The following is a 13422-nucleotide window of genomic DNA, read 5'->3' as shown; positions in this document are numbered from 1 at the left end:
AGGATTAGAGAATATATCTAAAATGGCTTTTAGCTTATCGAGCACGGCTTCATCTCTATGCAGTATTTATATCCTACATAATATATGTTGAACATTAAGTAAACCTTAAAATGCTTTTTTATTTATATAGGTCAATATAAAGGCTCGATAGAATTTCAAAGAAAGTAGTTTATAATTCCTAAACGGTTTTAGAGTGAATACGAAAATGAATCCTGACAAGTTGGCCGAAATTCGCCGTGAATACGGCAATTTGACCTTAGACGAGCAGCTGGAGACAGATCCTTTTGAGCTTTTCCAGCGCTGGTTTGAAGAAGTTTTACAGATTGAAATCAGTGATCCGACTGCGATGGTGTTGTCCACTACGGATGAACGCGGATTACCTGACTCAAGAGTGGTTCTGCTAAAAGGGCTGGAACAGGATTCTTTTTTATTTTATACCAACTATGACAGCGCGAAAGCGATGCAATTAAATCGTACCCCTTATGCAGCCTTGAATTTTTTCTGGCCGCAGCTAGTGCGCCAGGTCCGTATTCGCGGACGGGTTAAAAGAAATTCCCCCGAACAGTCTGATGAGTATTTTAACAGCCGTCCTCTTGCCAGCCGGATAAGCGCCGTGGTTTCACCACAAAGCGCGGAAATCACTGAACGCATGCAGCTTGAAAAAGCGTTCAATGATTTGCTGGCAAAGCATAGTCAGGAGCCTGTTATCCGTCCTCGCAATTGGGGTGGTTATCTGGTGCTTCCTGATGAGTTTGAGTTCTGGCAGGGGAGAGATAACCGATTACATGATCGTCTGCACTTCAGACTGCAGGGAGGACAGTGGGTTTGCCGACGCTTAGCTCCTTAGAACGATTTTCAGGAACCTTTGTATATTAATTTTCAGGAACCTTTGTATATTAAACTGTCCTCCCCGCGCAGGCGGGGATTCATCTCTGAGCTCGCTATAATGCCGATTGAAGAATGAATTCCGCCTTCCCGGGAATAACAAAATTCCTTAGGGATTCCTCTCAATCTGTCCGCCTATACATCAATCCCGCACAAATGTTTAATAAAAAAAATATTGTCAAGATTTTGTAAATTGTGTCTTCCCTCAGGCACACCCAATTTCCCAGGCGTACAATGGAACCATAACTTAAGATTAATTGCTTCACAAACTGGTGCGATAAATGCTTAAGGATTAATGAATACATTTTAGTATGCAAAGGGGTATTGAAATGAAAGATAAAACAACGCTTACACCTTATTTACGATTACGTTTTAATATTGACCATCCAAGTCTTGAAGAGTGTTATGTTTTTGGTTACGAATGTGCCGCTGCCGAGCTTTCTGAAGAGGAAAACCCTTATGCTGCCGGAACTGAAGAGCATGACCAATGGAGCGAAGGCTGGTGGGCAGGATTTTACGGAGAAGAGCCTTTATTTTCACTGTCTGAGCAGATTGAAGAAGAGGAACTGGAAGCACCGCAGGCTGCTGCCAATGATCAATGGTATCATCATCCTTTTCAGTCAGCGTTTCTGTCAACGTTCTTAAAAATTACCGGGGCCCTGGCAGCGACTGCTGTAGTTGGCTATCAGGTTTTGGATTTGGTGGCTTAATGATTACAAAGAAATAAACCGCCTCTTGTCGACAAAAACAAGAGGCTGTGATGTTATTTAAACAGTTTCAGAACCATGCTACGCATTCTCTCCAGTTCCGATGGATTAAATTCCTTATAAATAGAACTGCCAATGTTCAGACATACCGTAACTTGCTCGCCCACTCCCTTAAGCAGATCAACACCTGACAGGCGAAGAATTTGAATTTCATCTTTAATATCCTGTGCCCAGGGGTGGAAATAACTCATATCTGAAAATACCGGCAGAAAATAATTTCCGTTTTCAACCATATAAAGCACTTCCGGATTATCCGCTGCTGATTTTTTATCAATTGGAATGATAAAATTGGCTTTAATAAATTCAAGATAGGCCTTATTGGCTTCCTGACTGCTTCCAGACAAAGCCAGGGCTTGCTTCACCGCTGTTTCTAATGCGTTCATGATGACATCATTCTCATATTGAAATGCGCAGAGTATACCAATTTTTTTGCCGTCAGCGGCAAAAGATGGAATTTATTTCCAGTTCAATCGGATTCCTCGAATTTAGTTGCCGATCTATTTTTGCATGTAGATCTCAACCATTTCCGCGCAGGCGTTGTTGCATAATGAAAATAGGTGCACAAAAAGCCGTCTTTGCGAGCGTTAGCGAAGCAATCTCCTGATGTTGTTCAAGTTTTCGATCTGAATTGCTTCACTAACGTTCGCAAAGACAACAGGCTTATTGTGCAACAACATCCGGATAAGTAACCCCCTCAACAATCAAGGGGTTTTCTGTAGGTCGTTAGCACGTTCTTCCAGAATAGCAACGGCCGGCAAGGTTTTTCCTTCCAGACATTCAAGGAATGCTCCGCCACCTGTAGAAATGTAGGAAATCTGCTGATTTAAATCATAGAGGTCAATAGCTGCCAGCGTATCGCCGCCGCCTGCAACTGAAAAAGCGTCGCTGTCTGCGACAGCAATAGCCAGTGCCCGAGTTCCATAGGAAAATTGAGGAAACTCAAAGACACCTACTGGTCCATTCCATATAATGGTCTGAGCCTTATCAATAATATCCACATAAGCACGAACGGTGTCCGGGCCAATATCCATAATCATATCATCACTTGCAATGTGATGAAGTGATTTATTGAACGCAGGACAGTTTTCAGTAAAGCTTTTACCAACCACTACATCAGTAGGCAGGGGCATTTTGCATCCCTTGTCTTTGGCCAGCTGCAGAATTTCCCGCGCCTCGTCCAAAAGCTCATCTTCACAGAGTGATACCCCAATTTCATGGCCCTGAGCTTTTAAAAAGGTATTGGCTATTCCGCCGCCTGGAATCAGGTAATCTACCATCGTCACCATTTGTTTGAGCAGACTAAGCTTGGTAGATACCTTCGCTCCGCCTACAATGGCCACGATCGGATGTTTTGGTGCTTTCAAAACCTGCTGCAAAGCTTCTAACTCACTCACTAATAAAGGACCGGCAGCGGCAAGAGGGGCAAATGCGGCTACACCTACTGTCGATGCCTGAGCGCGATGTGCCGTTCCAAAGGCGTCCATAATGAAGATGTCGCATAATGAAGCCAGTTTCTGCGATAAAAACCGGTCATTCTTTTTTTCGCCCACATTGAACCGAACATTCTCGCAAATCACTAATTCGCCGGGTCTGGTATCAATTCCATCGAGATAGTCGCTGACAAAACGGACTGGATAATCAAGATATCCGGCAAAATAATCGGCTATCGGCTCAAGAGAAAATCGCTTCTCGAAACGCCCTTCTTCCGGGCGGCCCAGATGGGAAAGCACAATAACGGCAGCGCCTGCGTCCAAAGCCTGCTTGATAGTAGGCAGAGAGGCCTGCAGACGTTGGTCGCTGGTAATCATGCCATCCTTAATCGGGACGTTCAAATCCTCACGAATAAGAACCCGTTTATTCCTGAGATTCAGGTCGCTCATTTTTAAAACATTCATGTTTTTTTGATCTCTTAACGATTCATCATGCACTTGGCAGTATCAAGCATGCGGTTAGAAAAACCCCACTCATTATCATACCAGGCGACTACCTTAACCAGATTACCCATGACTTTGGTCTGTGTCACGTCAAATATTGCAGACGCTGGATGGTGATTGAAGTCGCAGGAGACCAGAGGCTCTTCGTTGATGTGAAGAATATCATTTTTTGCCTGACGCATAATGTCGTTAACTTCACTGACCGATGTTTCCCGGGCAGCAATAAACGTCAGATCGACTACGGAAACATTCAAAGTCGGGACGCGCATTGCAAAGCCGTCCAGTTTGCCGGCCAGCTCAGGTAATACCAGACCTACCGCAGAGGCCGCACCTGTTTTAGTGGGAATGATGGATTGAGTTGCTGAGCGGGCGCGTCTTAAATCAGGATGGCTGCCATCCAGTAACATTTGATCTTTGGTATAGGCATGCACCGTGTTAACCAGACCCTGGGTAATGCCAATACGCTGATGCAGGGGATTGACGACCGGTGCAAGGCAGTTCGTAGTGCAGGAGGCATTTGAAACAATGATATCGGTGGCACGCAGGCTGTGGTGATTTACTCCATAGACAATGGTGGCATCTGCATCTTTACCTGGCGCTGAAATCAGCACCTTTTTGGCGCCAGATGCGATATGCTGCATGGCTTTTTCCCGGGATGTGAATGCACCGGTACATTCCAGCACCACATCGACATCCAGATCGCCCCAGGGTAAAAGGGCAGGATCTCGCTGCGCCAGCACTTTAATCGGCTGGCCATCAACGACCAGTTTATCCCCATCAATAGCAACAGTACTGGCAAAACGGCCATGGGTGGAATCATATCGGGTCAGATGAGCAGTAGTTTCAATGCCTGAGAGGTCATTGATTGCTACTATTTGCAACTCATCCTGACGGCCGTTTTCAAAAAAAGCACGCAGAATGCAGCGTCCAATACGGCCATAGCCATTAATTGCGACTCGTATAGTCATAAAACTTCTCCGAAATATACTGACTCAATCAAAGAGCCATTATTACAATCTATTGATTACTTTAATAATATTTTCTACGGTTAGTCCCAGATACTCATAGGCTTTTGCCGCCGGTGCGGAAACTCCAAAACGCTCAAGACCTACCACCTCGCCATCAAGTCCTATAAAGCGATACCAGTAACCACTGGCCGCAGCCTCAATCGCAATGCGCTTGCGTACATGTCTGGGCAAGACCTGTTCCTGATAGGCTTCATCCTGCTGCAAGAAACGTTCGCAGCAGGGCATGGAAACCACACGAATTCGCTTACCGTTCGCACGAGCCTGTTCTGCAGCATCCAGGGCGAGCTGAACTTCCGAGCCGGTAGCCAGCAGAATAATTTCCGGTTCTTCACAGTCACTCAGAATATAACCACCTTTGCTGATTAAGGCTGACGCGTCGGTCGCGTGAGAAAGCGCCGGCAAATTCTGGCGCGATAACAAGAGAGCGGATGGGCCGGATTGGTGTTGTAAGGCTTCTGCCCAGGCGACTGCCGTTTCCACCAGATCAGCAGGGCGCCAAACCTGCATGCCAGGCGTTAGACGAAGCATGGCGGCATGTTCTATAGGTTGGTGGGTAGGACCGTCTTCGCCAAGACCAATCGAGTCATGGGTTAACACAAAAATAACCCGCTGGTTCATCAATGCACTTAAACGGATTGCATTTCGAGCATAATCCGTAAACACCAGGAAGGTACCGCCATAGGGAATAAAGCCGCCATGTAAAGCGATGCCGTTCATTACCGCGGCCATCGCAAATTCACGCACACCATAATATAAATAGTTTCCTGAAAAGTCCTCTGCAGAAATAGCCTTGCTGCCGGACCAGTCGGTATTATTTGAGCCGGTTAAATCGGCTGAACCGCCCAGCATTTCAGGTAATTCTTTGGCAAAATGCTCAATGCAATACTGGGAACTTTTACGAGAAGCCATTGTTTTGTTTTCGGCAATACACTGCTGAATAAAATGCTCTGCATCAGCTGGCCAGTTATCAGGTAAGTCGCCATTAATACGTCTTAAAAACTCCTGATAGTCATCTTTATATTGTTTCTGATAGTTGTTGCAGGCCAGGAGCCATTGTTTTTCATCATGCTGACCCTGCTCAACATGATTCCATTCTGCATAAATCTGATTTGGAATTTCAAATGCCGGGTGAGCCCAGTTCAGTGTGTTACGAACCTGCTCAATTCCAGCCGCACCAAGAGGAGCGCCATGCGACTTTTCACTGCCAGCCACGTGAGACGCAAAGCCGATGGTGGTTTTGCAGATAATAAGGCTGGGTTTTGCCGTTTCTGCCTGGGCTTGTTTAATGGCTGTTTCAATCTCAATAGGATTATGGCCGTCAATTGGGCCGATTACTTGCCAATGATAGGCCTTGAAACGCATCGCCGTGTCATCGCGAAACCAGTTGTCGACCTTTCCATCAATGGAGATGCCATTGTCATCATAAAAAACAATCAGTTTGCCTAATTTGAGAGTACCGGCAAGAGAAGAAGCCTCATGGGATATCCCCTCCATCAGACAGCCGTCGCCAACAAATGCATAGGTGAAATGATTAACCAGCTCCATATTGGGGCGATTAAACTGGCGGGCCATTAATTTTTCAGCAATGGCCATTCCTACCGCATTCGCTAAACCCTGGCCTAAAGGGCCGGTCGTTGTTTCCACACCAGGGGTTTCACCAAATTCCGGATGGCCGGGGGTTTTGGAATGTAACTGGCGAAAATTTTTAAGCTCTTCAATCGGCAGATTGTAGCCGCTTAAATGCAGTAAGGAGTACAAGAGCATCGAGCCATGTCCATTGGACAAGACAAAACGGTCGCGGTCATACCAATGAGGATTCTTGGGATTATGTTTCAGAAATTTCTGCCAGAGCACAGTGGCAATATCAGCCATTCCCAGGGGCATTCCAGGATGTCCGGACTGCGCTTGTTCTACCGCATCAATACTCAAAATTCTTACAGCATTGGCCAAATCACTTGATGAATGCATGTGTTACTTCCCCTATTATCAGGTTGCCTATTGTCGCTCAGAAGCTTTTAATCAGCAAGGTTGCCGAGATTGTTTTATTAGTATTGTATAAAACTTGTTCATTACCAGACTTTTTCTATATTTATTTTACTTTTTGTTTAAAATTTGAGATCATGCTTGTCTCGAATTTAAACCTAAAGGGCATTATGTACGTTGTAATGCGACGATTGCCGCAAGTTGTTCAACTGGAACCGTCAATTACACTGGAAGGCACAAAAATTTGGCAAACCGCGGACTTTTCTAGCAGGCCGCAGGCGTTCTACGAGTCTCTTGTCGAAGAACATCTGGCATTGACACTCGAATACAGCATACTCTGTACGCATCTCGCGCGCGAATTTATGCTGCAGCCAGACTCGCCCGAATTTACAAAACAGCTTGAGGCAGCACTCTTATTTGCCGAATTATTGGAATATCTGTTCCGTAATTACATCAATGTGCCACGCGAGGTGCTCCGCTTAAGAAAAGAGCAGGCTGTTTACCGTTACTACCTGGAAAAACGTGGCTATTATTTCGAGCCTCAGCCTGCCGATCTGGAGTTAAAGGCTGACGCCTTCACGCAGAAAATGCGCAATGATACGGCCTGGGTTAATCCTTTTCGATTGATTTTTATCCGCAGCAAGCGTTTGCTCAATGCCCTGGTGCCAGTTCTTAGCCAGATCGATCAATATGCGAAAGCGATGGCCACGGTTGATAAAGTGCTCAATCCGGCATTGGCTTATCTGGGCTGGATATTCTTTGCCCCTCGTCTGTTCTCCAATTTATTCCTTCTTTTCAAGCATTCTGTACCCGCATTCATGACTGAGCAGGAGAAAAATCTCGGTTTCTGGTTTCGTTTTTTAGCGCAATTAAAACGGCGCTATTTCGAGATTGGAAATGATGTGATCTGGTTTACCGCCGGGGTATTGAATTGCTTCGTTTTTGTTGGACCATTGGCACCCATTGGCGTTTATTTCAGCCTGGCCTGCTTTATTTACGACATAATTTGGGCAAGCATCAGAGCCGGCATTGAGATCCACCGCTTTAATCAGTTGAAAGCCAAATATGCTGAAATGGCTGAGGAGATTAAGGATGATGATTCACGATACGAAGAATACCAGGCATTGCTTCGCCATCAGAAAATTCTGGACTTTCGTATTGAAATAGAGACCAGGCGCGTACTCACTACAATTGCAACGACTGCAGGCGTTTGTCTTGGCTTCATCCTGATGCTGCCATTTTTCATGGCCAACCCTATTATTCCCCTCATTGGCGCAATGATTTTTTTAAGCGCGACCGTAGCCGGCTTTTTGGCTACCCGTTATTTTGAAGAGTTAAGACCTCAGGACCAGCTGCAATTACCAGCAAAAGAAAAGCCGAGTATTACCTCTTCGCCACTCCTGTTTTTTAGTTCGGTTAATAAGAGCGAACAGGATGAGAACTATAACGATACACTTCTTACTCAGCCTGCATTCCAGCTCACATAGCCTGGGCATTGGAGCATTCTTTCGGAAAGTGCTATGCTCTTCTTTTTATTCCTAGAGATCTTGTAATGTCGAAAGTTAAATTACCGTCTTTCAAATCGATTGATCCAGAACATTTTGCAAACGATCTGGGCGACATGCTTCAAAATAATCTGGAGCGCATCAATACGTTATTGCAACAGGAAACCGCTTTTACCTGGGAAAATCTGATTGATCCGCTGGATGAAATGGAAGACGAACTGGAGCGTTTCTGGTCTCCGCTATCCCATCTGCATGCTGTGGTAAATTCCCCCGAATTACGGGCTTGCTACAAAGATTGTCTGCCCAAACTGTCAGCTTACCAGTCAGCGATTGGCCAAAATCAGGCTTTATATGAGGCAGTCCGTTCCCTGGATGTCACCCGCATGAATGATGTCCAGAAAAAATTACATGAGGATATGCTGCAGGGCTTTGAATTATCCGGTGTGGCTTTGTCTCCTGAGGATAAGCAGGAATTTGAAAACATCCAGGCGCGAGTTTCGGAATTATCCAATCAGTTTGAAAACAATGTGCTCGATGCCGGGCAGGCATATACAATGCATGTTACCGATGAGGCCAAACTGAAAGGCCTGCCAGAGCATGCCATACTGACGGCAAAAGAGTTGGCCGAGGAAAAGCAATTGCCAGGATGGGTGTTAAATCTTGAATTTCCCTGTTATCTGGCGGTAATTACCTATGCCGACGATAGAGAGTTACGCGAAACCTTTTATCATGCGTTTGTAACCCGTGCGTCCGATCAGGGTCCGACAGCGGGTAAATTTGACAATTCAGCCATTATGCAGGAAATCCTGGCATTGCGTCATAGAGAAGCGCAGTTGTTGGGATTTAAAAATTATGCAGAATTATCAATTGCTACCAAAATGGTGGACTCAACCACTCAGGTCACTGACTTTCTGCTAGATTTAAGCGAACGCGCTCTGGATCAGGCCAGGGCAGAGTTCCAGAATTTGCAAAAATACGCAAGAGAAGAATGGAAAATCGATCCCGTCTCACCCTGGGATATTCCTTACCTGTCTGAAAAACTGAGTCATCGTGATTACAATTTCTCACAGGAGGAATTGCGTCCATTTTTCCCGCAGAATCAGGTGATGAACGGGCTATTTAACATCATCGAACGCTTGTACGGTATTCGCCTGCAAGAGGTCAAAAACGCTGAAACCTGGCATCCTGACGTCATTTGCTATGAGTTGCTGGATGAGAAAAATGACTCCCGCGGGTTCATGTATGTGGATCTCTATGCCAGACAAAATAAACGCGGGGGTGCCTGGATGGATTCTCTGCAAACAAGACGACGCCTGCCCAACGGTGAAATTCAGTTACCTATCGCCACACTGACCTGCAATTTTGCCAAACCCGCTGGAGACAACCCAGGCACGTTATCCCATGACGAAGTGTCTACTTTATTCCATGAGTGCGGTCATTGCCTGCACCATCTACTGACCCAGGTTGATTACTTAAGCGCATCCGGCATTCACGGTGTTGAATGGGATGCCGTTGAATTACCAAGCCAGATTTTTGAGAATTGGTGCTGGGAGAAAGAAGCGCTGGATGAGTTGAGCTGCCATGTTGAGACTGGAGAAAAGCTCTCTGATCAATGGTATGAAAAAATGCTGGCTGCAAAAAATTTCCAGTCCGCAATGGGAATGATGCGGCAACTGGAGTTTTCATTGTTTGATTTCAGAATCCATCAGCATTTTGCGAATGAAGCCGATTTTATTGCCCGAATGCTGAAGGAAGTCCGAAGCATTACCGCGGTAACACCATCAACTCCATACAATCGCTTCCCGCATAGCTTCACCCATATTTTTGCAGGCGGATATGCCGCTGGTTATTACAGCTACAAATGGGCGGAAGTGCTTTCCAGCGATGCCTACTCCCGTTTTGAAGAAGAGGGCATCTTCAACCCAAAAACCGGGCGCGATTTCCTGCGAAGCATATTGGAAGTAGGAGGATCTAAAAAAGCCGCCGACGCCTTTATTTCTTTCCGCGGCCGCCCTGCCACAGTAGACGCCTTACTGCGTCACAACGGCATCAAAAGCTAAGAAAAAGCGTCCCGCCCCTGACTTCTACGTCCCTCGGTTTATCCGAGGGATCCAGAAAAACTCATAGAGAAACACTGGACCCTGCGGACAGCCGCAAGGCGTAGGAGTGATGATGTGTAGATACCTATGCCCTGAAGCGGGAAGCTTTTCATCAATAAAACAGACATTTTTCCCTCCACAGGATCAAAATTCCCAGACTTATGTTATAATAAAAGTTGGGGGGCGACCTGGCTTCGACGCGGGTTGCGAAACCGGAGGTGCATGCCGAGAAGGAGATCTCTCGTAAATAAGACTCAGTAAATATAAATGCAAACGATGAAAACTTTGCTGGTGAAGCTATCGCTGCGTAAGCTTTGATAGTGTAACCCACCGTGTGCTGCCAAAAAACCAGCACCCCGTTCGACCGAGCCCGCTTATCGGTATCGAATCAACGGTCATAAGAGATAAGCTAGCAATCCCGCCCGTCTCGAGCGAGCTTGCGAAATTCAGAGAATCGCTGTGTCTAATCCTGCCTGTCGGAGGAGCCACAGCTAAAACCAATCGACAAGGCTAAGCATGTAGAACTAAAGGCAGAGGATTTGCGGACGCGGGTTCGATTCCCGCCGCCTCCACCATATAACTTCTTGATTTATAAGTAAATTATTACTGGTTTTCAATTCGCGGGGTTTCAGAGGGTTTTTATGTCAAATTATCCTCAATAAAGGTCAACAGCTTTTCATAATGTTCTGTACATTCTAGTTGTTTTAAAATAGTTTCTTTCAATTCATAAATTGCTCTTGATGCAAAATCTATTGTTTCATTAGTTACATTACTATTATTTTTAACAAGGTATTCAGCAATCTTTTGAAACTCAGCTTCTTTATCGATTACCCTTTGGCGAATTTGTAAGATGCAACCGCTGAAAGTAGTGCGCCGGAACTTTTGATAATGGATATTGCAATACTCCACTGCTCCTTCGATACTATGTGGATATAATTTTTTTTTATTTATGCCGAAAGAGTCTAATTGATTGAGACAAGCTCTCTGATCTTCCCTTTTGACATAAATTTTTCTGAAGTAAGTGAATAAATCTTCGTCATGGCAAATATAACTTTCAAAATTTTTACATGGTTCTGTTATGGTAAATATACCATTCTGATTTAAAACTCGCACATTAGCGTCGGAATCACTGTTAATGATTCTGATATGCCCATTGGATTTTTCCTTTATTAATTCTTTATTAAAACAGTAAATCGAACAATACGGGTTGTCTGAAGAATTATTATCATTGTCTTCAAACGCAAAATACAATGCAACATTGTGGTCATTGCTCCAATCTAAAAGCGGAGTAAGTAAGCCGTGATGTCTTCCTAACCCCCATAAATCATCGTCATTTAACTCAAAGCAGGATAGCTCCATCTCTATGACAGTATTGCGAAAGAAATCTAATATATCTTGAAGTTCTTGAGGTTTAGGATTATTACAAAGTCGCTGAAAAGATGAAACTAAATCCCATTTCCCAATTTTATGCCCCCTAAAAGCAAAGTCAGAAAATTGGGGAGCAGCGAAGTATTCATGAAAACTTTGCCAAGAATCTATTTTTGAAACAGGTATAAATCCTGTGTCGAATGGCTCCAAAGCAAAGTCAGTTTCAAACTCGTGCAGTATGGGTATATTTCCTAAATCATATTTTTTGATTTTTATAGGCATGATCTTATGCTCTAGCTTGTTTATAAATTAAAGCATAGGCAAAAAAGCATTTTTCAGCTAAGTGGTTGCGAAAATGAACAGAACCACTAGATAGATATTCTCCATATTAATTGATGCAGTCGGAAACTGAAGTAATCGTTTTTTTAGAAAAAGCTGTCCCAATTATTCACCGGTTGGTATCCTTTCTTTGAAGAGTCATCAGGTATCCACTTACCATATGTCTTCATAACCATTTCAGTATCTACATGCCCCATTTGACTGGCAACCCACATGATGTTTTCACCGCTTGAAAGCATCATAGATGCATAAGTATGTCTTGTTTGATAGGGATTGCGGTAGCGGACACCGGCTTTTTTTATAGTATGAATCCAAGCTGTTCTGCGAATCTGGTGATCTGTTTCCCAGGGTAAGTTGGTACGTGGATTATGGAATACACGTTTATTATTAGAAAATGTGTATTTCATTTGTTTGCTAATAGCCTCAAGTGCTGGTGGTAGTAACATAACTGTTCTTGTGCCAGAGCTGGTTTTGGTTCCTTTAACTTGTTTTTTTACTACTGCCCTAACAACGTGAATTATTTCATTTTGTAAATCTACATCTTCCCATTCTAAAGCAATTAATTCAGAGGTACGTAATCCTGTGAAAAAAGCAAATTGAAAGAGATTTCTAATTTGTTCATGATGCGAAGCATTTAAAATCGCTTTGATTTCATTCCTTTCAAATGGATCGACCTTAAAGCTACTCTTACTAGTCTGTTTACATAATAGCTTAGAGATAATAATTTTATCCAAAGGATTACTTTTAATTAGTTCATCATTCAATGCTTGCTCTATTACAGCACGCAAAGGGATTAGCACATTGCTAACTGTTTTAGAAGTAATATCAAGACCCCTAATCCATTCTCGAATAAACGCCGGCTTGAGATCTTGTATTGAGACAGTGCCGAAATAGGGAATAAGTCGAGCGTCACATACTTTCTTATATCCAATGTACGTACTGAATTCCCGAGAGGCTTTTGTCTGCTCTAAGAAATCATTAAGTAATTCACCAATAGTAATATCTGTTTTAACGTGCCCGAACCGCCTTGCCAATTTTGATTGGGGGAAATAATCAGCATATGAAAATGTACCTTTTTCAATCGCATTTATTATTTCACCACGTAGCCGATCGGCGTATTTGATATTGCTTGAAGTTACGTCCAACTTTAAAGTTTCCCTACACTGCACCCCTTTATAATAGAAACTAATGCGGAGGGTATTTTTTCCTGATTTCCACTGCCTAATCTCTACCCCAGTTGGAGTCTTTGGAGTGTTCCAAGATTGCCGTTTTCCACCCATTTTTCCACCTCAATCAAGTTTACCCATAAATTTCCGTCTGGCCCCACTTTGCAATGCAATCCATCAATCCAGACTCCCCTTTTACGTTTGGAGTGAACTGCATTAGCCGTGTCGCCTGATTCAACACAATATTTTTTGAGTTTTACCCATTTCATATAATCCTGCTCCTTGGATGATTTTGCTTTTCAGAGATATAGGGTTGAGCTGTATGAACATTAAATTGTAAAACCGCTT

Annotated in this window: 11 protein-coding genes and 1 other RNA gene; 5 read left to right on the top strand and 7 right to left on the bottom strand. The window is 44.0% G+C overall.

From position 1 onward, the window contains the following. Positions 1-205: 205 nt before the first annotated feature. Together pdxH and B1207_RS07750 are read left to right on the top strand one after the other, a co-directional pair. Entirely contained in the window at positions 206-847 is a 642-nt protein-coding gene (gene pdxH / locus B1207_RS07755) for a pyridoxamine 5'-phosphate oxidase (protein WP_112219417.1), read from the top strand. A gap of 367 nt (positions 848-1214) precedes the next feature. Further along, positions 1215-1595 (top strand): transmission trait enhancer LetE, encoded by a 381-nt coding sequence (locus B1207_RS07750; RefSeq protein ID WP_112219542.1) that lies wholly within the window; start codon positions 1215-1217, stop codon positions 1593-1595. A gap of 53 nt (positions 1596-1648) precedes the next feature. On the opposite strand, the gene B1207_RS07745 is transcribed toward B1207_RS07750, so the two are convergent. The 4 genes from B1207_RS07745 to tkt all read right to left on the bottom strand — a co-directional run bounded on the left by B1207_RS07745 (position 1649) and on the right by tkt (position 6582). Next, entirely contained in the window at positions 1649-2035 is a 387-nt protein-coding gene (locus B1207_RS07745) for an SseB family protein (protein ID WP_112219416.1), read from the bottom strand. A 318-nt stretch (positions 2036-2353) separates the two neighbouring features. Further along, a complete protein-coding gene (locus B1207_RS07740) occupies positions 2354-3547 on the bottom strand; it encodes a phosphoglycerate kinase (RefSeq protein ID WP_112219541.1) in 1194 nt (397 codons plus the stop codon). Positions 3548-3561: 14 nt separating this feature from the next. Further along, a complete protein-coding gene (gene gap, locus B1207_RS07735; RefSeq protein ID WP_112219415.1) occupies positions 3562-4554 on the bottom strand; it encodes a type I glyceraldehyde-3-phosphate dehydrogenase in 993 nt (330 codons plus the stop codon). Positions 4555-4596: 42 nt separating this feature from the next. Beyond that, positions 4597-6582, bottom strand: a complete 1986-nt coding sequence (tkt, locus tag B1207_RS07730) for a transketolase (protein WP_112219414.1) — start codon at positions 6580-6582, stop codon at positions 4597-4599. Positions 6583-6767: 185 nt separating this feature from the next. Between tkt and B1207_RS07725 the strand changes: the two genes are divergently transcribed. The 3 genes from B1207_RS07725 to ssrA all read left to right on the top strand — a co-directional run bounded on the left by B1207_RS07725 (position 6768) and on the right by ssrA (position 10776). Further along, a complete protein-coding gene (locus tag B1207_RS07725; protein WP_146740045.1) occupies positions 6768-8084 on the top strand; it encodes a hypothetical protein in 1317 nt (438 codons plus the stop codon). A gap of 65 nt (positions 8085-8149) precedes the next feature. Next, entirely contained in the window at positions 8150-10162 is a 2013-nt protein-coding gene (locus B1207_RS07720) for a M3 family metallopeptidase (RefSeq protein WP_112219412.1), read from the top strand. A gap of 218 nt (positions 10163-10380) precedes the next feature. Beyond that, positions 10381-10776, top strand: a transfer-messenger RNA (tmRNA) gene (gene ssrA / locus B1207_RS07715). A 64-nt stretch (positions 10777-10840) separates the two neighbouring features. Here ssrA and B1207_RS07710 read toward each other — a convergent pair. From B1207_RS07710 to B1207_RS07700, 3 genes are all read right to left on the bottom strand, one after another. Further along, complete coding sequence (locus B1207_RS07710) at positions 10841-11851, bottom strand: FRG domain-containing protein (protein WP_112219411.1); 1011 nt, start codon at positions 11849-11851, stop codon at positions 10841-10843. 143 nt (positions 11852-11994) lie between these two features. Next, the gene (locus B1207_RS07705; protein WP_112219410.1) at positions 11995-13188 is read right to left on the bottom strand and encodes a tyrosine-type recombinase/integrase; all 1194 of its coding nucleotides are present in this window, start codon (positions 13186-13188) and stop codon (positions 11995-11997) included. After that, on the bottom strand, positions 13137-13343 hold the full coding sequence (locus B1207_RS07700; protein WP_112219409.1) for an excisionase: 207 nt from the start codon (positions 13341-13343) through the stop codon (positions 13137-13139). The genes B1207_RS07705 and B1207_RS07700 overlap by 52 nt, the downstream gene beginning before the upstream one ends. Positions 13344-13422: the final 79 nt, after the last annotated feature.

Source organism: Legionella quinlivanii (assembly GCF_003265995.1).
Taxonomy (GTDB): domain Bacteria; phylum Pseudomonadota; class Gammaproteobacteria; order Legionellales; family Legionellaceae; genus Legionella_C; species Legionella_C quinlivanii_A.
The sequence above is the reverse complement of the archived record's forward strand: the minus strand, read 5'-3'. Positions and strand labels throughout refer to the sequence as shown.